Raw genomic sequence first — 24,618 nt, forward strand, 5'->3', positions numbered from 1 at the left:
GAGGCCGCAGGTGGCTCGGCCGGAGCCGCAGGCGGAGGTAGAGCGCGGCCGCGCCAACGGCGCGGGGCAGCCTCGCCTTCCTGCTCTTGATCGAATGATGTCGAACCCCGGGTCTCGTCATAGCCCCCGCCACGATGACCGACGTGGGAACAGACATGGACGAAGAACCTTGACCCTAGATCTGGCGAAAGCCGTCTCAGCCTATCTCGCCGCGGGCCTCGATCATTCCCGGGGATCTTCATCCCGGTGCGGCGTGACATCGCGGCTGTAGCTCTCGGCCTGGTCAACTCGGTTATATATAGCCTTGAGTTGCAGCCGAAACGCCCGCCTTAAGCAGGTCAAAGCGTCTTGAGTAATGTGGTGTACAGTATCGGAGTGACGCTTGGCAGTCGACCCCGCTCGTCTTCAACCATCCGTTGACCTGTGATCTCGATGACGGGCCTGCGATTGCATGGGCGGCACGATGCGCGGCTAGACGGCCGGCCTGTTGTAGCCGCAGAGCAGAAGCTGCAGTGTCCTTAGTATCGGATAGTTTTCGCTGATCGCATTTCTCCGCGCCGGCCCGCAACCAAGCACTTTGGCGCGGACCTCGGCCATGAATTCATCGATGGAAAGCAGCCGCCCTCCACCAAGTCCATCACGATCTTTCGGTCGATTGGGGCAGATCGCCACCTGCTCGATGGAAAGGTCCGAGGGCAGCCAGTTGAACATCTCGGTCAGAATGAATTTTCGACCGTTTTCGAACTTCGAGCGGAAGCGCAGTTCACGCTTTTCCCATGAATGCGCATCCGTAGATGGTTCGTAATGGACGAGATGGCTGGTGTGCGGATTATAGCCGACGACATCGAGTTCCATCGCCCACCCGCCATGAGCGAGACGCCCGACCTTCGTGTTTCGCCGGATAAGATAGCCCTGCCATTCGAGATATTCGCTGACCAGGCTCTCAAGGTGATTCATTCGGTAACGCTCGCCTTGAGACTAGGGCCGCCACAGTGCTCGACCGAACCTCGAAATGGAAGGGGCGGAACAGGGCCGCTCCCTCCAGTCATGCAGCTAGCTTGCCTGTCTCGATCTCCCAGAGACGGTCAACGGCTTCGGCGAATGTGTCCACACCGTTTTCCAACAGATATGACATTGTATCCAGCAACGTCGGAGGATTGTCGCAGGATTGAAGAGGCCGGAGTCCTGAAGGTGCTGAACGACGCCGCTGCGCGCCGTGTCCGGTCCTCGAAGAAATGAAAAGTTGATGGGTCGTCGTTGACTCGCGCCGCGGGGTCGACTGAAAGGCTCTGGCGTGCGGCCGTGACTTCCCATTGCGCACGTGCCTCCCGATTCCTCCGATGCGAGTTACTGATGCACGGTCCCGAAATTCTCGTTAGAACGCTGTCCATTCCCACGCGGACGGACAAGTTCGGCAACCGGTGGCAGTACCATTCGCGCAGCGACCATCATTCCAAGGTCGCCTGCTGGGGCGTCATATTCGACGTGCTGGCCAACACGCCGCTCCTTCGACGCCACGTCGAGGAGGGCAAGGTGTGCTTCGGCATCAACCACGAGATGCGCGACTTCGTCCACGATCGGAAGAAGGACCTGGATCTCGTGTTGTGCACCCCAGGAGGCCCCGCCTCGGGGCAGACCATGGCTTCCGTCGCCTCGGGTTACGGCATCGAACTGACGGAGGCCGAGCAGGCGACACTCGATAGGCTTCCTCGGTTGGTGCGCGCGCCCGTCGGGTCGGTCTTGATGGCACTCGAAGCGAAAGCGTGCATGACCGCGCACCAACGCGCGCTCCCTCGTCTGTACGACGAGCTCAACTCGTCCCACATGACGGTTCATGGTTCCGACGATCAGGCGATCGCGGTGGGCTTCACGATGGTAAACCAAGCCAAACGATACCTCAGTCCCGACCTGAACAAGAAGAACCGGGCCGACGATCCGGAATGGAGCACGCACAAGCAGCCGCGCGACGCGCAGCTTGCCGTCGACAAGATCAAGCAGCTTCCCCGGCGATCGAAGACCGGCGACGTGGGCTACGATGCGCTGTCCATCGTCGTCATCGACATGGCGAACGACGGTTCGCCAGTAAGTCTGGTCCAGACTCCGCCGGCGCCGCAACCGGGCGACATCTATCACTACGATACGATGATTTCTCGGTTGGCCAGCATCTATGCGACGCGGTTCAGGCATCTCTGAAGCTTGCGGCGCACACGTTGGCCATCGCATTCCCAAAGAACGACGACCGTGAAGCCTCGTGATCGCAGATTTCTGATGGCCCGGGCGTCACGGCTCCTATTGGCTCGAAACTTTTCGGTCCAGAAATCGACGTTCGATTTTGGTACCGTCGCGCGACGACAACCCGTGTGGTGATGCCAGAAACATCCGTTGACGAAGACCGCCCAGCGCCGCTTCTGGTTCGCGAAGTCGGGGCTTCCGGGAAGCGCCTTGACGTTCTTCCGGTAGGCTAGCCCCATCTCCCTGAGCATCGCGCCGACCAGAAGCTCCGCTTTGGTTCCGGTTCGCCGAATGCCGCTCATCCGTTTCGAGACGGCAGGATCTGGCTTGACGGGAATCACTCTGCGGCGACGGCCAACTCTAGTTCGCGAAACTCTTGCGGAGACTCCATGCGAGCGAGATGCTCGCGCAGCCGGTCCTGAAACCCTTCGGCGAAGCGCAGACTAGCGCGCTCCGTACGCGATAGGAAACCACGTGTGGCCCGGGCCGACAACGGCTTGCCTCCGTGCTTCAGGAAGTCGACCAACGGCGGGCGTTCCTGCCAGGTGGGATAGGCGCCGATGGCTACCGCATGGCGCGTGTCGCCGTCGAAGCGCGCAGCTTTCGGCCAGCGCCCGTTCTCAGGCAACGCGAAGTCACGCGCCCTTTGGTAAACACCGGGACGCGCAAGTCGCCCGCCCAACCAGCCGGCGACCGGCACGGAAACGGCATTGCCGACCAGTGACCACCGCAAGGAGGCGCGGCCGACCGTTTCGGCAGGCTGGGTCCAGTCTGTGGGAAAGCCTTGAAGCCGTTCGGCGTCGCGTATGTCCGGCGTCACGACGTGCCCGTCCGGCATCAGGATGGCGGGAGGGGAAGCGATGCCGACCGTCGATCCGTTCTTGAGAGTGGGAACTGCATCCGGGGCCCATCCCAGTCCTCGCAATCCTTCGGTCCAATAGAAGCCGTGAGCACGAGCGTCCAAGTTGGTATCGGGGATGGAGGGTTCTACTTCGTCGACCAGCACTACCGAAGCAGGATCGACGCCGGTCGTGGTGGCGACGAAGAGCACTCGCTCGCGGCGTTGCGGAAGAAAGGCCATGGTGTTCACCACCCGATAAGCCCAGCGATAGCCCCGCTCTTCGAACGCCTCGATCAACGTCGCCATGCCTCTTCCGCGATCCAACTGAAGCATGAAGGAGACGTTCTCCAGCACGACCCACGGCACGCGGCGATCGTCGAGCAGTCTGAACACTTCGCCGACGAGCCCCGACCGAGCGCCGCCGATGCCGGCGGTCCGGCCTGCCTGACTGAGGTCTTGGCAGGGAAATCCACCGACCAGAAGTTCAACGTCGCCCGGCAAGGCGACGAGGTCTCGCACGTCGTTTTCGCAGGGAACGTTGGGCATGTGGGCGGCGAGCACGGCCCTCGCGGGCGTCCATATTTCGCAAAGCAGCGCCGTCTCGTGACCGGAAAGTTCGAGCCCTCGCTCGAAGCCTCCGATACCCGCAAACAGTCCCGCTACCTTCACCGACGATCTCCTATGGAACCTGGAGGCGGACCCTAACCGCAAAAATCGGGGCTGCAAGGTTCAACCTATGTTCTCTCCCGCATCTTGATCTTCAACCCGCCGCTTTTCGCATCGCGGTCCGCTCCGGCACGCAGGGCATCGAGGTGATCGCTCCACCACTGAGCCATCTCGACCCGCTCATTCCAGTGTGCTCCCCGGTGATAGGCGGCACGAACCTTGTCGCCGTCACCATGCGCGAGGGCACGCTCGATCGCATCCGGATGCCACTTCCCGCTTTCGTTCAGCAGCGTGGAGGCCATTGCGCGAAAGCCATGCGCGGTCATTTCGTCGGTGGCGTACCCGAGGCGTCTGAGCCCGGCATTGATGGTGTTGTCGCTCATGGGACGCGAGCGGGCCCTGATCGAGGGAAATACGTATCCGTCGGGGCCGGTAAGCGCACGGGCCTCCACCAAGATGGCAAGGACCTGGGTAGAAAGTGGCACCCGGTGATCCTTGCGCATCTTCGTCTTCGGAGCCGGGATGGTCCACAGTGCCCCACCAAAGTTGAACTCGTTCCATTCGGCATGACGCAACTCGCCGGGGCGAACGAAGACGTGCGGTGCCAACTGCATCGCCAGCTTGGTCAGCGGTTGGCCATCATAGCCGTCGATCGCACGCAGTAGCTTTCCTACCTGCGTCGGCTCGATGATGGCCCCGTAGTGGGTCACGGTCGGCGTCAAGAGAGCCCCGCGCAGATCGCGTGTCGGATCTGATTTGAGCCTGGCCGTCGCAACGGCGAAGCGAAAGACAGAGCTTGCCAGCTGCAGAGTCCGCCGCGCACTCTCAAGCTTTCCCTGCCTCTCGATCCGCCGAACGGCGGAAAGGACGTCGATGGGCTCGATGTCGGTGATGGGCATGTTCCCGATTGACCCCCTGAGCAGCGACAGCAGGTACTCGCTGCGGGTGGTCGTGGCTGGGGCCCAGGCTCTGTCTCCATCTTTGCGCCGCTTTTCACAGAACTCGGCGGCGACGGCAGTGAAGGTCACTCCCACCTGATAGCGGGCGTGTGCCTTGGCACGCCGCTTCTCGATCGAAGGATCTTTCCCCGCCGACACGAGATCGCGGGCCTCGTCCCGCTTTCGTCGGGCATCGGCGAGACCCACGCTCGGGTAGGTCCCGATCGCGAGTTTACCCTCCTTGCCGTGTATCCGGTACTTGAAGCGCCAGAGCTTGCCGCCGGAGGGTTGAACGAGGAGGAACAGGCCGAGGGTATCCCCCATCTTGTAGGGCTTGGCCCGAGGCTTCGCATTTCGAATCGCAACGTCCGTTAAGGGCATGACTTAATGCCTTTTCCCGCCGGGTGGCCCCCTTATGGGGGCCACCCGAATTGCCCGAAAGTTACCATGTCCCCAAATGGCCCCCACTCAGCGTGGCTGTGGGCGGATATGCATGGTCAAATCCGGACGAACCGGGACACGAAAGTCCCCGTTTTCCGAGGGTTTTATACCAGTTTCAGGGTGATTTTTGAAGGGCGAATGGAGCGGGTGAAGGGAATCGAACCCTCGTCGTAAGCTTGGGAAGCTTCTGCTCTGCCATTGAGCTACACCCGCATTTCAACAACTTAGCCTTGTCAGGCTTGTCGTTTTCCAGTGTGTTTTCCACTGAGGCGCCGGCCTAGTGCCACGACGATGGCCCTGTCGTCAACGCGGTGTTTTGCGATCTTGCCCACTGCCTTGACCATTTGGCGCAAGGGCCCGGGGCGCGCTTCCAGCTGGACTATCGAAAGACGAACCAGGCGATCGTCAGGATCAGCATCCATGCCGACATGTTGAATGTCAGGATCCAGGCGAGCTGGGTGCGACGCTTGACGGGCCGAAGTTTCCGGCCGCGGTCTATCGGGATGACATTTTCAGAGGTGAGGATCATGTTTCCACCTTTGGGCACTGCTTTCAAAGCATGACTCCAAAGCGCGGACATTTCTCCCTCAAGAAAGATCCAGCCTGGCGAAATCGGCGCCGATCCGGCGCCATTGCGCGTCACCGGTCTGGTTTGCGCCGCTCCTGCCGGTCAGGCCGCCTTGCCGTCCCGAGCGGAAGCGGCCGAATTCACCACGCGCAGGCAAGGCGCGCTCTGCACGACCTGGTTCCGCCCGTTCCGCTTCGCGTCGTAGAGCGCAGCATCGGCCAACGCGGCGAAATCCCGCTGGTCGCCGACGACCGTGTGCGCACAGGCGATACCTATGCTGACCGTGACGACGCCCGCCTCGTTGCCCGCGCGTAGCGACAGCGCCTCGACCGACGCGCGCATCCGCTCGGCAATCGCCGCGGCGCCCTGCGGATCGACATCGGTCAGGATCGCAGCGAACTCCTCGCCGCCGTGGCGGGCGATGAGGTCGGTTTCGCGGCGGACGCAATCGGCCAGCGCAAGCGCGACGCTGCGCAGCCGTTCGTCGCCGACGGAATGACCGAACCGGTCGTTCAACTGCTTGAAATGGTCGATGTCGATCATCAGCAGCGCCAGCCGGCCGGGCGCATCCTCGCGGCGGCCCCACTCGCGCTGGAGCACTTCGTCGAAGCGTCGCCGGTTGGGGATGCCGGTCAAGGCGTCGACATGCGAAAGCTGCTGCAGTTCATCATGTTCGGCGAAGCTCTGCAACTGCATCAACACCGTGCGGAGCCCATAGCCGAGGCAGGCCGCGATGCAGCCCGTGATCGCCATCCTGGTGTCGAAAGAGGCAAGCAGGACCGAAACGGTCAGCAGGGTCGCGGGTATCGCCAGGGGGCTTCCCGCCCGCACCACCCGGGCGAAATGCCGGAGCCTGGGCGCGCCTGCCTGGGCGCTGTTCGCGGTGAGCACGAGCCAGACAAGGAACAGGAACGGCAGGTCGATCACGAGGTCGGGCCAATAGCCGTACTGGGTCTCCGCCTGAAGGTGGTTGATGTAGGCGGCGCTGGCCAGATAGGCGAGCGCGTATCCCATCGCGGCGCGGAAGAAGTCCTGCCGCCGGCCGCTGTCCGCAAGGAACCGCAGGCAGGCGAGCACTGCGATGTAGCCGTTCTCGATGTCGAACATCAGCTTGAGCGCGGCGAGGTTGTTCGCCTGCGTCCCCGACGCCGTGCTCAGGTGGTTGACGTATTCGTAGAACAGATAACCGAGCGCGGCGGCCATGGCCGCATCGAGAAGCCGCACCGGCCACCGCTCGTCCTCGGGGCTCGCGAGCGCGAAGATCAGCGGCACGCCGTAGAGGACGTAGAGCAGCATGCTCAGCCGGTCTTCGCTGCTGATCGCGAGGAACAGCGTGGCGACCATCGTGGTCGCCATGCCGCCGGCCCAGCACAGCATCGCCGCGCCCATCGGGAGCCACCCCTCGGCGCCCTGCTTCATCCCGCGATAGAGGCAGGCGCCCGCCGCAGCCATCGGCGCCATGATCAACCATCCAAAGGAGACTTCCATCGCCCGGTCACGCGCGATCGCCACGGTGCCGGCATGAGCCGCCAGGAACAGGATCGGAAGCACCGCAGTGACGGTCGATGAAGTGTGCCGCATGATTCTTTCCTTGGGCAGGGCACTGTCCCATCATCGTTTGTCACAGGCGTATTGCGTTAAAGTTAATTGCGGTTCCTCGTTTTCGACGGAGCCGCGCGACCACATCCTTCAGGTCGGCGTGCGTTTCCCGGCCATCATGCGCGCCAGTTCCGGGCGGTTCGTGGTCTGCAGGTGCCGCGCCGTCTCGACTTCGATGTATGCGCCGATCGGCAGGTCTTCGGCCGAGACGAAGTTCGCCTTCATCAGCCGCAGCGCCAGCGGATCGCGAGCGGCGAGGCTTTCCGCTAGGGCCAGGGTCTCTTCCTGCAGAGACTCCGGCGGGAACAGCCTCGTGATGAGGCCGAGCCGGTGGGCCTCCTCGCCCCCGAAGCGATCGGGGAAGAACAGCAGTTCACGCGCCCTTGCGCCGCCGATGATATGCCCGAGGCTCCAGGCCAGCCCCATGTCGCCCGATACGCCCACGTTCAGGAACGCCGTCGAGAACCGCGCGCGCGCCGTCCCGAAGCGCAAGTCGCAGGCCATGGCCCAGCCCATGCCCGCGCCCGCGCAGCCGCCGTCGATCGCGGCGATGGTCACCTGCGGCATCGTGTGGAGCAGGCTCGAGGCATGGTACATCGCGGTGGGCTCCATCGGCGACGGGCGGGCGTTCTCCTCGGGTGATCCGCCGATGTCCGCGCCCACGCAGAAGTCGTCTCCCGCGCCGCGCAGGACGAGGACACGGGCATCGCTCGCGGCGATCTCGTCGACGGCGGCGTGAAGGTCCTCGCACATCGCCACCGTCACGCCGTTGCGCCGTCCGGGGCGGTTGAGCGTCACGCGCGTGATCGCGCCCAGCCGTTCCACCAGCACCGGTCGGGACGCGCTCACAGCGGGTCGGCCCAGACCGGCGACCGCTTCTCGAACAGGGCCTTGCCGCCTTCGCGCACGTCAGGCCCCGCGAACATCGCCCGCACTTCGGGAAGGCCGAACATCTCGCGGTTCGACGCTTCCATGCCGAGGTCATAGTAGGACTGCATCACCGCCTTGGTCGCGATGATCGAGGCGGGCGAGCAGGCGACGATCTCGTCCGCCCAGCGCCGCGCGCAGGCGAGCAGTTCACCATCGGGGACGACTTCGGCGACCATGCCCCACTCGAGCGCCTGCGCGGCGGGAACCTTGCGTGCGGTCAGGAGCATGGCATGGGCGCGCTTGGGCCCGAGTTCCTGCACGATGCGCTGGATGCCGCCGCCCAGCGCCGCAAGACCGACCCTGGGCTCGGTCAGCCCGAAGCTGGCGCTTGTCGCGGCGACGATCACGTCGCAGGCCAGCGCCGCCTCGAACCCGCCGCCGAGCGCGAAACCGTTGACCGCCGCGATCACCGGCTTACGCCTGTCGAAGCGCCAGACCAGGCCGGCAAACCCGGTTTCGGGGACGGGCATGCCCTTGAACGCACGCGGGTCCTCCTTGTCGAAGGGCGTGCGCAAATCAGCGCCGGCGGAGAACGCACGCTCGCCCGCGCCGGTCAGGATCGCGACCCAGAGCGAGGGGTCGGCCTCGAAACGGTCGAACACCTCGCCCAGTTCGAAGTTGGCCTCGCCGTGCAGGGCGTTGCGCATGTCCGGGCGGTCGATCGTCACGGTCATGACGGGTCCGTCGATCGCGACCTTGCAGAACTGCGTTTCCATGGCGGGTTCCTCTCTCCTTCGTATCGCCCCTGTTGAAAGCGGTCGCGCTTGCCTTCAGGATCGTGGGGCCATGATACAAGCATCGACCATCCTTTCCTTTGATACGCCCGGCCGCGGCTTCACGGATATCACGGCGGCGATGGCCCGCTGGCTGGACGAGAGTGGCATCGACGAGGGCCTGCTGACGCTGCTGTGCCGCCACACCTCGGCCTCGCTGCTGATCCAGGAGAACGCCGCGCGCGAGGTGCGCAGCGACCTTGCCGCCTGGCTCGACCGCCTCGCCCCGGAAGGCCCACACTACGCCCACGACGACGAGGGGCCGGACGACATGCCCGCACACCTCAAGGCCACGCTGACCGGCGTGAACCTGCAGATCCCGGTCATCGGCGGGCGCATGGCTCTCGGCACCTGGCAGGGGATTTACCTTGCCGAGCACCGGCGCATGCCGCACCGTCGGCAGGTCGCGGTGCACCTGATCGGCCAATAAGCGGATAAGAGAGGGACGATGGACGAATTCGACATTGCCGAGCGAGAGGCCCACGTCGTCGGCTGCGGCCCGCGCATCGCCGCCGTGTCCGGCGAGGAGATAGACGAGGCCTCGCGCGCACTGATCGTCGCGGTTAGGGCTGGGGCGGGCGCGCCGCCGATGGTCGAGGTGCCCGAATACATGCGCACCGTGGTCAAGCATCCCGACATCTTCCGCTGCCAGATGGAGATGGGCGCGGCGCTGTTCCGTGGCCGCATCCCGCCGCGTGAGCGCGAACTGGCGGTGCTGCGCGTCGGCTGGCTGTGCCGCGCGCCCTACGAATGGGGCCAGCACGTCGCCATCGGCTACCGCGTCGGCCTGGGGCCTGAGGAGATCGCCCGCGTGCGCATCGGCTCCGCCGCTCCCGGCTGGAACGAACACGAGGCGGCGATCCTGCGCGGCGTCGAGGAACTGATCGACGACAAGGCGCTGTCCGACGCGACCTGGGACGCCCTCGCCCGAACCTGGGACGAGGCGCAGCTGATCGAATTCCCGATGATGGTCGGCCAGTACGTCGCCACCGCCTACGTCCAGAACAGCCTGCGCATCCCGCTCGAGGGCGGCAATCCCGGGCTGGTCCACGCTTGAGCGAGCCAGACGCCTCCCCCGCTCCCGTCGGCGGCGACATGGTGAAGCGCCACCGCCTGCCGACGCGCATCTGGCACTGGATCAATGCGGTGACCCTGCTCGTCATGCTGATGAGCGGGCTGATGATCTTCAACGCCCATCCCCGCCTCTATTGGGGCGATTACGGCGCCAACTTCGACCACGCCTGGCTCAAGGTCGGCTCGGCGCGGACCGGGGCGGGCGAGCAGGGCTACCTCGAGCTCGCCGGGCGGCGCTGGGATACCACCGGCGTGCTCGGCCTCTGGACCGACGCGGACGGCCGGGTCCAACGCCGCGCGGTGCCGTATTGGGCGACGATCCCCTCGAACTACAGCCTCGCGATCGGGCGAATCTGGCACCTCGCCTTCGCCTGGGTGCTGGCGCTGGGGCTGCTGTTCTACCTCGCGTGGTCGCTCGTCAGCCGCCACCTGCAGCGCGACATCCACATCCGCCCCGCCGAGTGGCGCCCCTCCCACCTGTGGCACGACATCCGCGAACATGCTCGCCTGCGCTTCCCCACCGGCGCCGCGGCGCTGCGTTACTCGGTGCTCCAGAAGCTCGCCTATGCCGCCGTGCTGTTCGGCCTGCTGCCGGGCATGATCCTGACCGGGCTGGCCATGTCGCCGGGAACCGACGCCTGGGCGCCGCTGATCGGCGAGGTATTCGGCGGCCGCCAGTCGGCCCGCTCGGTGCATTTTCTCTGCGCCTTCGGGCTGGTGGCGTTCTTTGTCGTCCACATCCTCATGGTCGTGCTCGCCGGTCCGCTGAACGAGCTACGCTCGATCGTCACCGGCTGGTACCGTCTGCCGAAGGAGAGAGGCGAATGAGCCTGATCCTCTCCCGCCGCCGCCTGATCCGCGCGGGTGTCGCCAGCGCCGGCGGCCTGCTGCTCCCCGGCTGCGAGCGCCTGTTCGACAACAAGACCTTCCGCGGCACACTGGAAAGCGCCGAGGACCTGCACCGCGCCACCCAGCGCACGCTCGGCCGCGATGCCTTGGCGCGCGAGTACCCCGAGGCGGACATGTCACCTCAGTTCCGCGCCAATGGCAGCCGCGAGGTGGCTGACCCCGCCTACCGCCAGCACCTCGCGCAGGGCTTCGCCAACTGGTCGCTCAAGGTCGACGGCCTGGTCGAGCTTCCGCTCGCCATCCCGCTCCACGCGGTGCGCGACCTGCCCCAGCGCGCCCAGATCACCCGCCATGACTGCGTCGAGGGCTGGAGCGCGATCGGCCGCTGGCAGGGCCCGCGCCTTGCCCTCCTGCTCGACATGGCCCGGCTCCGGCCCGAGGCGCGCTACCTCGTGTTCCACTGCGCCGACCTTTACCACGGCAAGCCCTATTACGAATCGATCGACCTCGTCGACGCCTTCCATCCGCAGACGATCCTGGCCTGGGCGATGAACGGAAAACCGCTGGAGGAAGCGCATGGTGCGCCGCTTCGGCTGCGGGTGGAGCGGCAACTGGGGTACAAACACGCCAAGTTCGTCGCCCGGATCGAGGCCGTGGCGTCGCTGGAGGGTATCCACGGCGGCAAGGGCGGGTACTGGGAGGACAACGGCGCCTACGCCTGGTACGCCGGAATCTGAGGAACGCCGCGGGTTTCCGGCCCACTCACGGCCGGTTGCACACAACGCAAGTTGATGAAACCCATGCGCCGGCGGCACTTGATGGATTTTTCAAGGAACGCTCCGGTTCGGCGCGGCGCACCTGCGGGAAGCGCGCGGCGAGGATGGCACAGCGGCGACGTGTAGGAAAATGCGGCATCCCGAAGCGACGAAACGGGGGAGGCTGGCGCCGGTTTGCCTTGCCAAGTAATCGACTTGTCACAATAAGGCCCCATGCAGGACAACCGCATCAGCCCCCCCGCCCGTATCCAGCGCAATGTCCTGGCGATCGGCGAGCGCAGGTTGCTCAACTGGCTCTGTGCCCGCATGCCGGCCTGGGTCAAGCCCGACCAGCTAACCGCGCTGGGCATGGTCGGCGCGGTCCTGATCTTCGCCGGATACGCCACCAGCCTGCTCGACGAGGACTGGCTGTGGCTCTGCATGCCCGGTTACCTGCTGCACTGGTTCGGCGATTCGATGGACGGCAGCCTCGCTCGCTTCCGCCATATCGAGCGCCCGCGCTACGGCTATTTCCTCGACCACAGCTGCGACGGTCTGGCGACCTTCCTGATCCTGCTCGGCATCGGGGTGAGCCCTTACGTCAGGCTCGAAGTCTCGCTCATCGCCCTCGTCGGCTACCTGCTGCTGTGCATCCACGCCTTCCTGGCCGTGCGCGTGCTGGGCGAGATGCGCCTGTCCTACCTGTCGGCCGGTCCCACCGAACTGCGCCTGATCCTTATCAGCCTGACCTTCGCGATGCTGATTTCCGGTGACAAGCAGCGCGACATGGAGGCCATGACCGGGTTCGACTGGTTCGTCGGCGGCGTCGGCTGCGTGCTGATCGCAATCTTCGTGGTGCAGACCGTCAAGTCCGCCCGCAAGCTCGCCCGGATCGAACCCAGCTTCTAAACCCGGCTGGCCTCCGGGCTGCCTCCCAGAAATTCCATCTGGACTAATGATCCCGATTGCCTCATATCTCGTTGAGAACAGTGTTCTCGGCTGACAGTGAGTCGGCGGGAAGATCGACGGGAGAGGAACATGGACAAGGTGTGGCTCGACAGCCTGCTGGCGGCTTACCAATGGCAACTTTCGCTCTATGCGGCGTTCGGCATCGTCGCGCTGACGCTGGCCGGCAAACTGCTGGCACGGCTCGAGCCGACGCTGCGCAGCGCCGTCCGGGCGAACGGCTCGGCCTATGCGAAGAAGATGGAAAACCCGCGCTACGCGGCCAACCAGTCGATGAACCGCAAGTGGGGCGCGGCCTTCACGCTTGTCATCTTCGCGCTGATCCTGCCCTTCTGCCTCACGTCCGCTGCCCAGCCGTGGTGGCGCGTGGTCGTGGACTGCGCTGTGATCCTGATGGTTTACGACTTCTTCTACTACCTGATGCACCGCTTCCTGTTCCACGACGGCGGCCTGCTCGGCGGCCCGCTGATGTGGGTCCACGCCGTCCATCACCGCCAGCACAACCCCTGCCGCGACGATTCCAGCTACATCCACCCGCTCGAAGTGGCGATGGGCCTCGGGCTCTACACCGCCTGCATCTTCGGGCTGTCGCTGCTGATGGGCGGCTTCCAGGTCGTCACCGTGGTCGTCACCTGGGTCGCATTCTCGCAGATCAACCTGCACAACCACGACCTGTGGGAATCGGACCGTTTCCCGTTCCGCTACCTCAACACCATGTCGGTGATGCACCACAACCACCACGCCCGCTTCACCGGCGGCAACTTCGCGACGATCACCCTGCTCTACGACTGGATGTTCGGCACGCTCGACCGGGGCGAGGGCTACAAGGGCGCGGAATACCAGCGTCGGCCCAAGGCGGGCGCGAAGGGCGCGGAGGCGGCGTAAGGCCTACCCTCTCCGTTCGTGTCGAGCGTAGTCGAGACACCGCAGCGCTGTGCGTGGTGTCTCGACTACGCTCGACACGAACGGGAGTTGGAGCGCTCACTCAATCCCATAAAACCCGTCGTCCCCGCGCAGGCGGGGACCCCGCTTGTTCTCCTCACGTCGCGCAAGGCAGCGGGGCCCCCGCCTGCGCGGGGGCGACGGGGTTTTGTATTCAGACGAAGTTTGGAATGGGATGCCGTGGCGGTCCGGGACCCGATGCCCCCGGAAATCAGCCCTTGGGGGCGATATCCGCGAAGGCCGTCTCGAAACGCTCGCGGGTGTGCGTGGGAGCAGCCGGCTCGGCGGCCTGCGTGCCCGGCGCGTAGATGAAGCCGAAGGCCGGGCTGGCGCGCAGGCCCAGCGACTGGGTCGGCGAATACCAGACGCGCACGTTGCTCCAGTCGCCCTTTTCCGACACGTCCTCGGCCATGGCCGAGGGCTCGATCATGCCGGGGCGCGACCAGTTGGCGTGGTTGAGGACGACATGGCGCTCGTCGACGATCTTGCTGACCACCGCAACATGGCCGACGCGCATCGCGCCGCTGGCCTTGAACACCAGCACCGATCCGGCGCGCGGGCTCTGGCCGCGGGCATAGGTGCCTTCCGCCTGGTCCCACCAGGTCGCCGCGTTACCGTGGAGGTCAATTCCCGAGTGCGCCCGCGCATAAGGCACGCACTGCAGCGGCTTGGCCACGGCGGGCGTCGCCAGCGAAGCTGCGATGGAGATGGCGAGGGCTGCGACCACGGGAACCATTTTCATGGACCAGAGTTATAGCGACCAATGATTGCTGCGATAGCGAACAGGCCGGGCGACCGTCGCCTTCGCCGCACGGTTCATCGCTCAATTCGTCGGCCTATGGACAGCGGTGGAACGTTTCGGCGCAGCCCGATGTAAACGATCGGCAGGAAATGCCCATAGCCCTGCGAATCAAGGTGTTGGCGCCGGACAGCATTTCATCCGCAACGTCGTCCCGGACCTGATCCGGGACCGCTGGCCGTCTTCAGGCACGGCCGGGCCGCGAGCCGCCGCACTGCACGGTATCGCCCCAAGGGTACCCGGCGGTCCCGGATCAGGTCCGGGACGACGGGATCTTTCTGCACTCGCCTTGACGATCACCCCGAGGCCGCGTCCACCTCGTGTGCGACGACCTTGCCTCCTACCCTCGTCATCCCCGCGCAGGCGGGGATCCCGCTTCTTGTACGCAACGATGCGCGAAGATCGGAGCAAGCGGGGCCCCCGCCTTCGCGGGGGCGACGAAGTGTTCAGGTGAGAGGGCCGTTCCCGCCGCTCAACCCGCCAGGGCGAGCTTGGCGGCGTCCTCGCGCACCACGCGCGGCTGGTCGGGCCAGATGCCACGGGTGTCGTAGACCAGCTTGTCGGCGCGCTCGGCCAGCGGGACGACGCGGAACACGTCGTGGTCCACTAGAACAATGAGCACGTCGCAGGTCTCCAGCGCCTCGTCGATGTCGATATGGGTGACGCCGCTGTCGGTGAACTCTATCGGCAGCTCGGCGGCATAAGGCTCGACCACCGACATGCGGCTGCCGAACTTGCGGGCGAGACGGCTGGCGACGAAGCGTGCCGGGCTCTCGCGGAAGTCGTCGATGTTGGCCTTAAAGGCGAGGCCCAGGCAGGCGATCCGCGCGTCGGGGTGCGCCTCGACCAGTGCTTCGGCCTTGGCGATGACGTGGTGCATCTTGCCGTCGTTGACGCCGCGCGCGGTGCGGATCAGCGGGGTTTCCTCAGGCGCCGAGTGGACGATGAACCACGGGTCCACCGCGATGCAGTGGCCGCCGACGCCCGGTCCCGGCGAGAGGATGTTGACGCGCGGGTGGCGGTTGGCGAGGCGGATCACCTCCCACACGTCGAGCCCCATGCGGTCGGCGACGATCGACAACTCGTTGGCGAAGGCGATGTTGACGTCGCGGTAGGCGTTCTCGACCAGCTTGGTCATCTCGGCCGAGCGGGCGTCGGTGGTGACGCATTCGCCGCGCACGAAGCGCTTGTAGAAGGCCAGCGCCTTGCGCGCGCAGCGCGGGGTGATGCCGCCGATCGAGCGATCGTTGTTGGTCAGTTCCTCGAGGATGCGGCCGGGCAGCACGCGCTCGGGGCAGTAGGCGATCGAGATGTCGGGCGTCTCGCGGGTCAGGCCGGGGATCTTCAGGTCGGGGCGCATCTGCGCGATCATGTCGCGCATCTTCTCGGTGGTGCCGACCGGCGAGGTCGATTCGAGGATCACCACGTCGCCCGCCTTCAGCACCGGCGCGATCGTGCGCCCGGCGGCGAGCACGTAGGAAATGTCGGGCGCGTGGTCGCCCGCATCGTCTTTCTCGAACGGCGTGGGCACGGCGATGACGAAGACGTCCGCCGGCGCGACCTCAACCGAGGCCGACAGCAGCCCGCGCGCGACGACGCCCTGGACGAGGCCGTCGAGATCGACTTCCTCGATATGGATCTCGCCACGGTTGATGGTGTCCACCACCCGCTGCGACACGTCGAGGCCGAGCACCTTGCAGCCGGCGCGCGCGATCACGGCGGCGGTGGGCAGGCCGATGTAGCCGAGGCCGACGACACAGACGCTGGGCTTGTTATCAGATTTCATGCGCGAGCAGCTCCACGATTCGGCGCGCGGTCTGCCCATCCCCGAACGGGTTGTGGGCGCGCGCCATGGCCTCGTACGCGGTTTTATCGTCGAGCAGGGTTGATAATTCGGTAACGATCCGGCCAGCGTCGGTGCCGACCAGCTTTGCGGTCCCCGCCGCGACGCCTTCGGGCCGCTCGGTGGTCTCGCGCATGACGAGCACCGGCTTGCCGAGCGCGGGCGCCTCCTCCTGCACGCCGCCGCTGTCGGTCAGCATGATCTCGGCGATGGCGAGCAGGCGGGCGAAGTGCGGATAGTCCAGCGGCTCGATCAGCGCTACGTTGTCGAGCCCGGCGAGGCCCTCTTTCATCACCTTGCGGACATTGGGGTTGAGGTGGACCGGGAAGATCACCGCGACGTCGGGCCGCTGCGCGATCGCGCGGATGGCCTGGGCGATGCCGGCCATGCCCTCACCGAAGTTCTCGCGGCGGTGGCTGGTGACGCCGATGATGCGCTTGCCGGCGAACCGCGCCTCCAGTTCGGCGAGGCCCGAGGCGAGCGCGGGGTTGGCCTCGATCGCGGCAGTGACCCAGTGCAGCGCGTCGATCACGGTGTTGCCGGTGACGTGGACGCGTTCCGGCGCCACATTCTCGCGCAGCAGCGCCGCCTCGCTGGTGGTGGTCGGCGCGAAGTGCAGGCTCGCCATGGCGCCGATGATCTTGCGGTTCACCTCTTCGGGCCAGGGGTGGTAGATGTTGTAGGAGCGCAGCCCCGCCTCGACATGGTCGACCGGGATCTTGCGATAGTAGGCCGCCAGCGCGCCGGACATGGCGGTGGCGGTGTCGCCCTGCACGATGACCCGGTCCGGCTTCACCGCGTCCATCACCTTGCCCAGCCCGGTGAGCAGGTTCGCGGTCAGCGCGTCGAGCGTCTGGTCGGGCTGCATCAAGTCGAGGTCGTGGTCGGGCACGATCCCGGCGATCTCGAGCACCTGGTCGAGCATCTGGCGGTGCTGCGCCGAGACGCAGACCACGCATTCGAAGCGCGGATCGGCCTTCAGCGCATGGACGACGGGAAACATCTTGATCGCCTCGGGCCGGGTGCCGAAGACGACGAGGATTCGTGCGGGGCTGTTCATGGCGGGCGGGATAGCAGGCGGTGGTTAAGCGAGGAATAACCGCCGTCGTCCCCGACTTGATAGGGGACCGCTGGGCATTCTTGAGGCCATAGGTTGCCGTGGGCCACTGCGGGGAAGCGCCCCTGCAGAACCTCGCGCGGCCTTGCCAGCGGTCCCCGCCTGCGCGGGGACGACGAAATTGGGGCGCGCGGTGGACAAATGCCGTGTCTTGGGCAAAGCACTCACCATGGCAATTCAGAGCGACAAGTGGATCCGCACCCAGGCCCAGACCAACGGCATGATCGAGCCGTTCGTCGAGGCGCAGCGCCGGGACGGGTGCATCTCCTATGGCCTCTCCTCCTACGGCTACGACGCGCGGGTGGCGGACGAGTTCAAGATCTTCACCAACGTCGATTCGGCGGTGGTCGACCCCAAGAACTTCGACAGCAACTCCTTCGTCGACCGCAAGACCGACTGCTGCGTGATCCCGCCCAACTCCTTCGCGCTGGCCCGCACGGTCGAGTACTTCCGCGTGCCCAAGGACGTCCTGGTGATCTGCTTGGGCAAGAGCACCTATGCGCGCTGCGGGATCATCGTGAACGTCACCCCGCTGGAGCCGGGCTGGGAAGGCCACGTCACGCTGGAATTCTCCAACACCACGCCGCTGCCCGCCAAGATCTACGCCAACGAGGGCGCTTGCCAGTTCCTGTTCCTCCAAGGCAACGAGCCCTGCGAAGTCAGCTATGCCGACCGCGCCGGCAAGTACATGGGCCAACTTGGGGTGACGCTGCCGAAGCTGTAACCACGCTGACAGCCGTCGTCCCCGCGCAAGCGGGGACCGCTAGGTACCCTTGAGGCGATAGCTTTCCGACAGCCAGCCGCAAGCCCGTGCCCCGCCGAAAGTTGGCCGCGGCCCGGCCAGCGGTCCCGGATCAAGTCCGGGACGACGTTACTGTGCGCGGGAACAAACCCGCTCTCCACCCACTTCTCCCCGCATGAGATAACCTCGCCGGGAGACGTGCCGTGTCGAAGATCGCCGCCATCATAGGGCGCATTCTGATCGCCCTCATCTTCATCTTCTCCGGAGCGGGCAAGCTCATGGACATCGGCGGGACCGAGACGGCAATCGTCGCTGCCGGCCTGCCCTCCGGCCTTGCCATTCCCGTCGCGCTGTTCGAACTGCTCGCCGGCCTGTGTCTTGCCGCCGGGTTCATGGTGCGACTGGTTTCGGTACTGCTCGCCGCCTTCGTGGCGCTGACCGTGCTGTTCTATCATTCGCAGATCGGCGATCCAATGCAGCGGATCATGGCGCTCAAGAACCTCGCGATCATCGGCGGTCTCGCGCTCGCCTTCGCGCATAGCCAGATGTGGAGCCACTACTACGCGATCTCGCGCGAACGCCGCGGTGAGCTTGCCGCCCGTACGTCGGAAGAGCGTCTGCGCGACGCCGAACTGCGCGCCGCCAAGGCCGAAGCCCGCGCCGATGCGCTGGCACAGGGCACCACCGTCGCCCCTGGCACCGCCTACGAGCCGCGCACTGTGGTCACCGACGTCAACGGCGACGTGGTCCCCGTCGCGCGCCGCCGTAACCGCTTCTTCGACTGGTAAGCACCACTCCCCAAAGGGGAACTTGACCTCCCGCCGATCGACGCTGACCATGCGTTCAAAATCGGCGGGAGAAGGCATGTCTGATACGACCCTCGAGGCGCGCCTCGACGCGCTGGAGACCCGGCTGCGCGACGCGGAAGACCAGCTCGAAATCCAGAACCTGCTGATGACGTACGGCCCGCTGGTCGACAGTGCCACCGCCGAGCCGGCAGGGGCGCTCTGGGTCGAGGGCGGCGGCTACAGCTTCACCCTGCCCGATGGTGGCACCAAGCGGCTCGAGGCACCGGACGAGATCGCCGGGATGTACGGCTGGCCCGGCCATCTCGATCTCGTGAACACCGGCTGTGCCCACCTCACCGCCACGCCAAAGATCACCGTGCGCGGCGACGCGGCCGAAGCCTCGGGCTACTCGGTAGTGATCCTGCGCGAAGGGGAGCGCTGGTTCCTCTGGCGCGCGGCGGTCAACCACTGGACCCTGAAGCGCACGCCCGACGGCTGGCGCATCGCCGAGCGCCTAAACCGCGCGCTCGACGGCAGCGAGGACAGCCACGCGATCATGCGCAAGGTGCTCGCCGCATGAGCCGCTTTGCCGGCAAGGTCGCGATCATCACCGGCGCATCGACCGGGCTCGGCCCGGTCATGGCGCGGATGCTGGCGGACGAAGGCGCCAACCTCGTGCTTGCGGCGCGGCGGCTCGAACTGGTGGAGGAAGTCGCCCAAGGCATCGGCGCAAATGCCATCGCCGTGCGCGCCGACGTCACCGACGAGGCCGACGTCGCCGCCATGGTCGAGGCGGCGATGGGCCGCTGGGGCCGGGTCGACGTGATGCTGAACAACGCCGCCGTCCCCGGCGTCGACAGGTTCATCTGGGAGCAGACCGTCGACAACTTCCTCGACACCTACAAGGTCGACTGCATGGCCGCGATGCTGTGCACGCGCGAGGTGCTCAACCGCTCGATGATGGCCCGGCGCACGGGATCGATCGTCAACTTCTCGTCGAGCGCGGGATGGGACGGCATGGTCCGCAAGAGCCACTATTCCGCCGCCAAGGGCGCCTTGCGCATCCTCACCAAGACCATCGCGCGCGAAGTCGGCGCATACGGCATCCGCTGCAACTGCGTGGTCCCCGGCGCGATCGGCACCGACCTGATGGTGAACTACATGAAGCGCGTCGCCGCCGAGCAGGGCAAGTCGCTGGAGGAGATCGAGGCCGGCATCGTCGCGCCCCTTCCGCTCAAGACCTTCTCCACGCCCGAGGACGTGGCCCGCCTCGCGCTGTTCCTCGCCTCGGACGACGCGCGCACGATCACCGGGCAGTCGGTGAACGTCGATGCCGGGCTGGTGATGTCGTGAACCTCGAAGACCTGCTTGCCCGCGAGGCGATCCGCGACCTGATCGCGCGGTACACCACCGCCGGCGACCGGCTGCGCGTGGACGAATTCGTCGCCTGCTTCACCGACGACGCGGTGATGGAAAGCGAGCGCGTCGCACCCGAACGGCTGTTCCGCTACGAAGGGCGCGCGGAAATCCGGGCTTGGCAGGAACGCTGGCTGGCCGGTGACGGCGGCACCCACGGCGCCACTTTCGTGCGCCACCACCTCTCGACCTCGAAGATCGACCTCGTTGATCCCGATACCGCGAGCGGGCGCACGTACTGGGTGGCCTGGACCGACATCGGCCCCGACCACGCCGGCTACTATCTCGACAGCTTCCTCAGGGTCGAGGGCGAATGGCTGATCGCCCACCGCCGCGTCCGGCTCGACTGGGAGGCGGAAGGGAGCCTGTTCAAGAGTGCAGTCGCCAACTCGCATGGCTGATGCAGCCGTGATACGCTGTCGCCCCCCGCAGGGGCGGGCCGCTACGGCACTCTAGGGGGGCCGTAGCACCAAGGAAATTGACGCGGCTAGCCGAGCGCTCATTCTGCAGGAAGTGATCGGGAATAGAGAGACGAATCACACGCGGAACCTCGACCATTGACGAGGCGGTCAAAACCCAGCATGAGCGCCGTCGCACGATGGGGCGGTTAGCTCAGTTGGTAGAGCATCTCGTTTACACCGAGAGGGTCGGGGGTTCGAGCCCCTCACCGCCCACCATCCGAAATGCATGACGGTTCTTTAGAAATCGAAAATCCGGGATCACATCACCGCGAAGATCATACCGATGACGAGCACCCACAACGCGGCATTGAACGCGAGTATCAGGAGCACGTCGAACCTGGGCACTTCGATGACGACTTCGCTGGCGTTCAGCATGGCGCACCTTTTTGTCTGCGTCGCTTTTGGCAACCTCTCGTGCAATACAACGGCGTATCACGCATGAAGTTCCGGCGAACTCTGTGATGCAGACCTGCATCTCCTTCCCCAAAATCGTAGCATTGCAGGACATACCTTCCGCGACTGCTCGCGCACGCCGAATATTCGTGTATTGATGCGGGTTTACTACCTAAGACGCCCTAGGACATGACACCGACCGACGCCCTTGCAGAAAAAGTCTATGTCGAGCTGGTTCGCAGTCTCTATGCGAACGTGCTCCCGTCCAAGATCATGCTCGGGATCACCGGGCTTTATGTCGTGCTGATCGGCCGCAGCGCGCACGACGGAATGCTCTGGGGCATAGGCATCGCCGCTTTCGCCGCATGCCTGCTGCGAGTCAGCATCACCACGGTCGTCCGCAGGAAGGCCATGACCGCCGCGCTCGACCGCCCGACTGCCCGTCGGCTGGAACTGACTTTCGCCGCCCCTTATTACCTCTTTTCCGTGCTGCTGGGTGTGCTTGGTGGCTATGTCTTCGCAAAAGGTGCCCAACCGGCGCAGATGCTGACGATCTGCGTATTGGTAGGCTATTGCGCGGGCGTCGCCACCGGCACCGGCCTCAGGCCGCTGGTCGCCATTCCCAGCATGGTGATGGCGCTCTGCCCCGCCGTTACCGCCTCCGCGTTGCAGCTGGAACCGATCCATGCTGGCATGACCCTGATCGCGCTGGCCTTCCTCGCGGGCGGATCGCAATCCGTTCTCGCGCAGCACCGGCTGGTGAAGACCGAGATCGGCAAGCGGCTGACATCGGTTTCGCTGGCCCGGCGTGACGGCCTGACCGCGCTGCCCAACCGCCTCGCCCTGCGCGAATACTTCGACGAAAATGCCCAGCTGCTTGGCGCTGGCAGCGTGGTGGCGGTCCACTACCTTGATCTCGACGGCTTCAAGCCGGTGAACGACCGCTACGGCCACGCGGTGGGCGACGAACTGCTCGCCGCCGTTGCCGAGCGGCTGCGCGGCGCGGTGCGCAGCGGCGACACCGTCGCGCGGCTCGGCGGCGACGAATTCGGCATCGTCCAGTTCGGCCTCAACCGCAACGAGGAAGCGGACCTGCTGGCCCGCCGCATCATCGCCGCCATCGCCCAGCCCTTCCAGCTGGGAAGCGACGTCATCGAAATCTCGGCCTGTGTCGGAACGGTCCTTTCGAACGAGAGCGGAACCGACCTCGAGACCCTCCTGCGTGCCGCCGACGCCAAGCTCTACCAGGCCAAGCGCGACCGCCCGCCGGCTACCGCAATCGCCGTCTGACCTCAGGCTTGCGCGCCTGCGCGGATCATGCCGAAGCCGTGGAGCAGGTGTTCAAGCTGGCCATCGGGGACCGGCGGGAAGGCGAGACCAGCGCCGCCCTCGCGAATGGCACCGATCTCGGCGGCGACATCTTCCAGTGACCATTCGGGGCGGTAGAGCCCGGTATTCTCGGCGACCCAGGCGCGCGCGAGACGCCCGCCCATCGCCACGTACATCTCGCCCGTCGCCTCGCAGTCCTCGTGGCACAGGTACGCGACCATCGGCGCGACTTGCTCAGGCTCCATCGGCGGGAATTTGCTGGTGTCGATGCCTTCCGACATGCGGGTGACGGCGGCCGGGACGATCAAATTCGAGCGCACGTTATGGTGCTGGCCCTCGATCGCGGCGGTGTTCGACAGGCCCATGAACCCGGCCTTGCACATCGAGTAGGTGACGTTATCCGACTTGCCGTAGAGCCCGTTGATCGAGCTGGTCAGCACGATCCGGCCGTAACCCTGCGCCATCATGTGCGGGAACGCCTCGCGCACGACGTGGTAGGCACCCTTGAGGTGCACATCGAGCACCGCCGTGAAGTCCTCGTAAGCCAGCTCGCTGAGCGAACCCCGCCGCACGTTGCCGGCCGAGTGGATGAGGATGTCGATCCGCCCAAAGGCGCCGATCGCGGCGTCGATGATTGCCTTGCCACCCTCGGGCGTGGCGACGCTGTCGGTGTTGGCGACGGCCTCGCCCCCGGCGGCGCGGATCTCGGCGGCGAGCGCCTCGGCCGGGCCTTCCGCCGTGACGTCGCCCGCCATCGAGACGCCGGGGTCGTTTACGACGATCCTGCAGCCGCGGCTCGCGAGCAGCAATGCATGGGCGCGGCCGAGGCCCCGCCCGCCGCCGGTAATCACGGCAACGCGGCCATCGAAACGAAGGTCTGACATGGCTGGCTCTCCCGCTGGCCTGGCTTATGCGCGCGACCTTACCGCCACCGCGCGTTCAGGCAACGATACCCGAGGCCCTGAGCGCCGCGATCCGCTCGGGCGATAGATCTAGCACCTCGGCGAGGATCGCATCGGTGTGCTGGCCGAGCACCGGGGGCGCCTCGGGCACCGGCTGCTCGGCGTCGGTGAAGCGGATCGGGCGGTTGACGATCGGAATCGGCCCGAGCGCCGCGTGCTGCGTCTCGACCACCATCCCGCGCGCGACCGCCTGCGGCTGCGCCAGCGCCTCGGTCACGCCGAGGATCGGGGCGTGCGGCACTTCGTGCTCGGTGAAGATCGCGACCAGTTCGTCGACGCTGTGCTGCGAGGTGAAGGCCGAGACGATCGCGTTGACCTCCTCGCGCGCGTCGCGGCGCTTTTCCAGTGTGTCGTAGCGCGGGTCGTCGCACAGTTCGCCCCGGCCGATCGAACGGCAGACGCGGCTCCAGAAACCCGGCGTCAGGCAGGCGATGACGATCGAGCCCTCGCGCGCCGGGAAGATGCCGTAGGGCACGAGGTTGGGATGCTGCGATCCGACGCGCTGCGGGTCGGTGCCGCTGAAGAAGGCGAGCTGCGCGATGTAGCCCAGCATGCCCATCATGCCGTCCATCAGGCTGACGTCGATGTGGCGGCCCACGCCGGTGCGCTCGCGCTCGTAAAGCGCGGAGATAATGCCGATCGGGCCGTTGATGCCGCCCACGAGGTCACCGATCGGCAGGCCCAGTTTGGTCGGCAGCCCGCCCGGCTCGCCGTTCATCGACAGCGCGCCGGACATGGCCTGGAGCACGATGTCGAAGCTCGGCCGGTCCTTGAGCGGCCCGGTCTGCCCGTAGCCCGAGATCGAGCAGTAGATCAGGCGCGGGTTGAGCTTGTGGAGTTCCTCCCAGCCGAGCCCCAGCCGCTCCATCACGCCGGGGCGGTAGTTCTCCACCAGCACGTCGCAGCGCGCGGCGAGGTCCTTGACCAGCGCCAGTCCCTCCGCGCTCTTGAGGTCGACGACGATCGACTTCTTGCCGCGATTGACGGCGAGGTAATAGTGGCTCTCGCCGTCGCGCGTGGGTGGAAACGTCCGGGTCTCGTCGCCGGTGCCCGGCGGCTCGATCTTGAACACTTCTGCGCCCATGTCGGCCAGCGCAAGGCTGGCGGCCGGCCCGGCCAGGACGCGCGTGAAGTCGATCACGCGGACCCCTGCGAGCGGCCCCGCCCAGGTGGAAGCTGCGGCCTCGCTCATCG

General features: G+C 65.9%; 26 protein-coding genes and 2 tRNA genes. 14 read left to right on the top strand and 14 right to left on the bottom strand.

Annotated elements, in window-relative coordinates:
• Positions 1–471: 471 nt before the first annotated feature.
• Positions 472–957, bottom strand: coding sequence for a hypothetical protein (locus tag AC07M9_RS14045; RefSeq protein WP_494884369.1), 486 nt, complete (start codon positions 955–957; stop codon positions 472–474).
• A 396-nt stretch (positions 958–1,353) separates the two neighbouring features.
• Between AC07M9_RS14045 and AC07M9_RS14050 the strand changes: the two genes are divergently transcribed.
• Positions 1,354–2,193, top strand: coding sequence for a hypothetical protein (locus tag AC07M9_RS14050; RefSeq protein WP_494884370.1), 840 nt, complete (start codon positions 1,354–1,356; stop codon positions 2,191–2,193).
• Here AC07M9_RS14050 and AC07M9_RS14055 read toward each other — a convergent pair.
• The 8 genes from AC07M9_RS14055 to AC07M9_RS14090 form a co-directional block, all read right to left on the bottom strand.
• Positions 2,166–2,534, bottom strand: a complete 369-nt coding sequence (locus AC07M9_RS14055) for a very short patch repair endonuclease (protein ID WP_494884371.1) — start codon at positions 2,532–2,534, stop codon at positions 2,166–2,168. The two genes, AC07M9_RS14050 and AC07M9_RS14055, sit on opposite strands and share 28 nt — an antisense overlap.
• 35 nt (positions 2,535–2,569) lie before the next feature.
• Positions 2,570–3,742: a DNA cytosine methyltransferase gene (locus AC07M9_RS14060; protein ID WP_494884372.1), complete on the bottom strand. Its 1,173-nt coding sequence runs from the start codon at positions 3,740–3,742 to the stop codon at positions 2,570–2,572.
• A gap of 65 nt (positions 3,743–3,807) precedes the next feature.
• The gene (locus AC07M9_RS14065) at positions 3,808–5,058 is read right to left on the bottom strand and encodes a tyrosine-type recombinase/integrase (protein ID WP_494884373.1); all 1,251 of its coding nucleotides are present in this window, start codon (positions 5,056–5,058) and stop codon (positions 3,808–3,810) included.
• A 199-nt stretch (positions 5,059–5,257) separates the two neighbouring features.
• Positions 5,258–5,331 (bottom strand) — tRNA-Gly (locus AC07M9_RS14070).
• Positions 5,332–5,497: 166 nt separating this feature from the next.
• The gene (locus AC07M9_RS14075) at positions 5,498–5,761 is read right to left on the bottom strand and encodes a hypothetical protein (RefSeq protein ID WP_494884374.1); all 264 of its coding nucleotides are present in this window, start codon (positions 5,759–5,761) and stop codon (positions 5,498–5,500) included.
• A 27-nt stretch (positions 5,762–5,788) separates the two neighbouring features.
• Complete coding sequence (locus AC07M9_RS14080) at positions 5,789–7,267, bottom strand: GGDEF domain-containing protein (RefSeq protein ID WP_494884375.1); 1,479 nt, start codon at positions 7,265–7,267, stop codon at positions 5,789–5,791.
• A 108-nt stretch (positions 7,268–7,375) separates the two neighbouring features.
• Positions 7,376–8,134, bottom strand: a complete 759-nt coding sequence (locus AC07M9_RS14085) for an enoyl-CoA hydratase/isomerase family protein (RefSeq protein WP_494884377.1) — start codon at positions 8,132–8,134, stop codon at positions 7,376–7,378.
• Positions 8,131–8,931: an enoyl-CoA hydratase-related protein gene (locus AC07M9_RS14090; RefSeq protein WP_494884379.1), complete on the bottom strand. Its 801-nt coding sequence runs from the start codon at positions 8,929–8,931 to the stop codon at positions 8,131–8,133. The genes AC07M9_RS14085 and AC07M9_RS14090 overlap by 4 nt, the downstream gene beginning before the upstream one ends.
• A 70-nt stretch (positions 8,932–9,001) precedes the next feature.
• On the opposite strand from AC07M9_RS14090, the gene AC07M9_RS14095 reads away from it, so the two are divergent.
• The 6 genes from AC07M9_RS14095 to AC07M9_RS14120 all read left to right on the top strand — a co-directional run bounded on the left by AC07M9_RS14095 (position 9,002) and on the right by AC07M9_RS14120 (position 13,517).
• Positions 9,002–9,418, top strand: a complete 417-nt coding sequence (locus tag AC07M9_RS14095; RefSeq protein ID WP_494884380.1) for a secondary thiamine-phosphate synthase enzyme YjbQ — start codon at positions 9,002–9,004, stop codon at positions 9,416–9,418.
• Positions 9,419–9,436: 18 nt separating this feature from the next.
• Positions 9,437–10,045 (top strand): carboxymuconolactone decarboxylase family protein, encoded by a 609-nt coding sequence (locus AC07M9_RS14100; RefSeq protein WP_494884382.1) that lies wholly within the window; start codon positions 9,437–9,439, stop codon positions 10,043–10,045.
• The gene (locus tag AC07M9_RS14105; protein WP_494884383.1) at positions 10,042–10,890 is read left to right on the top strand and encodes a cytochrome b/b6 domain-containing protein; all 849 of its coding nucleotides are present in this window, start codon (positions 10,042–10,044) and stop codon (positions 10,888–10,890) included. Before AC07M9_RS14100 ends, AC07M9_RS14105 begins: the two co-directional genes overlap by 4 nt.
• On the top strand, positions 10,887–11,648 hold the full coding sequence (locus AC07M9_RS14110) for a molybdopterin-dependent oxidoreductase (RefSeq protein WP_494884384.1): 762 nt from the start codon (positions 10,887–10,889) through the stop codon (positions 11,646–11,648). Before AC07M9_RS14105 ends, AC07M9_RS14110 begins: the two co-directional genes overlap by 4 nt.
• A 252-nt stretch (positions 11,649–11,900) precedes the next feature.
• Entirely contained in the window at positions 11,901–12,575 is a 675-nt protein-coding gene (locus AC07M9_RS14115; protein ID WP_494884385.1) for a CDP-alcohol phosphatidyltransferase family protein, read from the top strand.
• Between the two features lie 129 nt (positions 12,576–12,704).
• Positions 12,705–13,517, top strand: a complete 813-nt coding sequence (locus tag AC07M9_RS14120; RefSeq protein WP_494884386.1) for a sterol desaturase family protein — start codon at positions 12,705–12,707, stop codon at positions 13,515–13,517.
• A gap of 268 nt (positions 13,518–13,785) precedes the next feature.
• On the opposite strand, the gene AC07M9_RS14125 is transcribed toward AC07M9_RS14120, so the two are convergent.
• From AC07M9_RS14125 to wecB, 3 genes are all read right to left on the bottom strand, one after another.
• Positions 13,786–14,316 (bottom strand): CHAP domain-containing protein, encoded by a 531-nt coding sequence (locus AC07M9_RS14125; protein WP_494884387.1) that lies wholly within the window; start codon positions 14,314–14,316, stop codon positions 13,786–13,788.
• A 529-nt stretch (positions 14,317–14,845) separates the two neighbouring features.
• The gene (gene wecC, locus AC07M9_RS14130) at positions 14,846–16,159 is read right to left on the bottom strand and encodes a UDP-N-acetyl-D-mannosamine dehydrogenase (protein WP_494884388.1); all 1,314 of its coding nucleotides are present in this window, start codon (positions 16,157–16,159) and stop codon (positions 14,846–14,848) included.
• Positions 16,149–17,276 (bottom strand): non-hydrolyzing UDP-N-acetylglucosamine 2-epimerase, encoded by a 1,128-nt coding sequence (wecB, locus tag AC07M9_RS14135; protein ID WP_494884389.1) that lies wholly within the window; start codon positions 17,274–17,276, stop codon positions 16,149–16,151. The genes wecC and wecB overlap by 11 nt, the downstream gene beginning before the upstream one ends.
• A gap of 226 nt (positions 17,277–17,502) precedes the next feature.
• On the opposite strand from wecB, the gene dcd reads away from it, so the two are divergent.
• The 7 genes from dcd to AC07M9_RS14170 all read left to right on the top strand — a co-directional run bounded on the left by dcd (position 17,503) and on the right by AC07M9_RS14170 (position 22,423).
• On the top strand, positions 17,503–18,057 hold the full coding sequence (gene dcd / locus AC07M9_RS14140) for a dCTP deaminase (protein WP_494884391.1): 555 nt from the start codon (positions 17,503–17,505) through the stop codon (positions 18,055–18,057).
• 221 nt (positions 18,058–18,278) lie between these two features.
• On the top strand, positions 18,279–18,863 hold the full coding sequence (locus tag AC07M9_RS14145) for a DoxX family protein (protein ID WP_494884393.1): 585 nt from the start codon (positions 18,279–18,281) through the stop codon (positions 18,861–18,863).
• 76 nt (positions 18,864–18,939) lie between these two features.
• Entirely contained in the window at positions 18,940–19,443 is a 504-nt protein-coding gene (locus AC07M9_RS14150; RefSeq protein ID WP_494884394.1) for a nuclear transport factor 2 family protein, read from the top strand.
• Positions 19,440–20,216, top strand: a complete 777-nt coding sequence (locus AC07M9_RS14155) for an SDR family NAD(P)-dependent oxidoreductase (RefSeq protein ID WP_494884395.1) — start codon at positions 19,440–19,442, stop codon at positions 20,214–20,216. The genes AC07M9_RS14150 and AC07M9_RS14155 overlap by 4 nt, the downstream gene beginning before the upstream one ends.
• The gene (locus AC07M9_RS14160; protein ID WP_494884396.1) at positions 20,213–20,680 is read left to right on the top strand and encodes a nuclear transport factor 2 family protein; all 468 of its coding nucleotides are present in this window, start codon (positions 20,213–20,215) and stop codon (positions 20,678–20,680) included. The genes AC07M9_RS14155 and AC07M9_RS14160 overlap by 4 nt, the downstream gene beginning before the upstream one ends.
• Positions 20,681–20,880: 200 nt before the next feature.
• Positions 20,881–20,956, top strand: a tRNA-Val gene (locus AC07M9_RS14165).
• A gap of 366 nt (positions 20,957–21,322) precedes the next feature.
• On the top strand, positions 21,323–22,423 hold the full coding sequence (locus tag AC07M9_RS14170) for a diguanylate cyclase domain-containing protein (protein WP_494884398.1): 1,101 nt from the start codon (positions 21,323–21,325) through the stop codon (positions 22,421–22,423).
• 2 nt (positions 22,424–22,425) lie between these two features.
• On the opposite strand, the gene AC07M9_RS14175 is transcribed toward AC07M9_RS14170, so the two are convergent.
• Together AC07M9_RS14175 and AC07M9_RS14180 are read right to left on the bottom strand one after the other, a co-directional pair.
• The gene (locus AC07M9_RS14175; RefSeq protein ID WP_494884399.1) at positions 22,426–23,346 is read right to left on the bottom strand and encodes an SDR family NAD(P)-dependent oxidoreductase; all 921 of its coding nucleotides are present in this window, start codon (positions 23,344–23,346) and stop codon (positions 22,426–22,428) included.
• A 55-nt stretch (positions 23,347–23,401) separates the two neighbouring features.
• Entirely contained in the window at positions 23,402–24,616 is a 1,215-nt protein-coding gene (locus AC07M9_RS14180) for a CaiB/BaiF CoA transferase family protein (RefSeq protein WP_494884400.1), read from the bottom strand.
• Positions 24,617–24,618: the final 2 nt, after the last annotated feature.

This window comes from Novosphingobium sp. GW821-FHT09E05 (genome assembly GCF_059416165.1).

What these genes read in the sequence shown, in the direction of transcription:
- AC07M9_RS14045 (WP_494884369.1), bottom strand. Translation starts at nt 957, where the DNA reads ATGAATCACCTTGAGAGCCTGGTCAGCGAATATCTCGAATGGCAGGGC.
- AC07M9_RS14050 (WP_494884370.1), top strand. Translation starts at nt 1,354, where the DNA reads ATGCACGGTCCCGAAATTCTCGTTAGAACGCTGTCCATTCCCACGCGG.
- AC07M9_RS14055 (WP_494884371.1), bottom strand. Translation starts at nt 2,534, where the DNA reads ATGAGCGGCATTCGGCGAACCGGAACCAAAGCGGAGCTTCTGGTCGGC.
- AC07M9_RS14065 (WP_494884373.1), bottom strand. Translation starts at nt 5,058, where the DNA reads ATGCCCTTAACGGACGTTGCGATTCGAAATGCGAAGCCTCGGGCCAAG.
- AC07M9_RS14080 (WP_494884375.1), bottom strand. Translation starts at nt 7,267, where the DNA reads ATGCGGCACACTTCATCGACCGTCACTGCGGTGCTTCCGATCCTGTTC.
- AC07M9_RS14090 (WP_494884379.1), bottom strand. Translation starts at nt 8,931, where the DNA reads ATGGAAACGCAGTTCTGCAAGGTCGCGATCGACGGACCCGTCATGACC.
- AC07M9_RS14095 (WP_494884380.1), top strand. Translation starts at nt 9,002, where the DNA reads ATGATACAAGCATCGACCATCCTTTCCTTTGATACGCCCGGCCGCGGC.
- AC07M9_RS14100 (WP_494884382.1), top strand. Translation starts at nt 9,437, where the DNA reads ATGGACGAATTCGACATTGCCGAGCGAGAGGCCCACGTCGTCGGCTGC.
- AC07M9_RS14110 (WP_494884384.1), top strand. Translation starts at nt 10,887, where the DNA reads ATGAGCCTGATCCTCTCCCGCCGCCGCCTGATCCGCGCGGGTGTCGCC.
- AC07M9_RS14115 (WP_494884385.1), top strand. Translation starts at nt 11,901, where the DNA reads ATGCAGGACAACCGCATCAGCCCCCCCGCCCGTATCCAGCGCAATGTC.
- AC07M9_RS14120 (WP_494884386.1), top strand. Translation starts at nt 12,705, where the DNA reads ATGGACAAGGTGTGGCTCGACAGCCTGCTGGCGGCTTACCAATGGCAA.
- AC07M9_RS14125 (WP_494884387.1), bottom strand. Translation starts at nt 14,316, where the DNA reads ATGAAAATGGTTCCCGTGGTCGCAGCCCTCGCCATCTCCATCGCAGCT.
- wecC (WP_494884388.1), bottom strand. Translation starts at nt 16,159, where the DNA reads ATGAAATCTGATAACAAGCCCAGCGTCTGTGTCGTCGGCCTCGGCTAC.
- wecB (WP_494884389.1), bottom strand. Translation starts at nt 17,276, where the DNA reads ATGAACAGCCCCGCACGAATCCTCGTCGTCTTCGGCACCCGGCCCGAG.
- dcd (WP_494884391.1), top strand. Translation starts at nt 17,503, where the DNA reads ATGGCAATTCAGAGCGACAAGTGGATCCGCACCCAGGCCCAGACCAAC.
- AC07M9_RS14150 (WP_494884394.1), top strand. Translation starts at nt 18,940, where the DNA reads ATGTCTGATACGACCCTCGAGGCGCGCCTCGACGCGCTGGAGACCCGG.
- AC07M9_RS14155 (WP_494884395.1), top strand. Translation starts at nt 19,440, where the DNA reads ATGAGCCGCTTTGCCGGCAAGGTCGCGATCATCACCGGCGCATCGACC.
- AC07M9_RS14170 (WP_494884398.1), top strand. Translation starts at nt 21,323, where the DNA reads ATGACACCGACCGACGCCCTTGCAGAAAAAGTCTATGTCGAGCTGGTT.
- AC07M9_RS14175 (WP_494884399.1), bottom strand. Translation starts at nt 23,346, where the DNA reads ATGTCAGACCTTCGTTTCGATGGCCGCGTTGCCGTGATTACCGGCGGC.
- AC07M9_RS14180 (WP_494884400.1), bottom strand. Translation starts at nt 24,616, where the DNA reads ATGAGCGAGGCCGCAGCTTCCACCTGGGCGGGGCCGCTCGCAGGGGTC.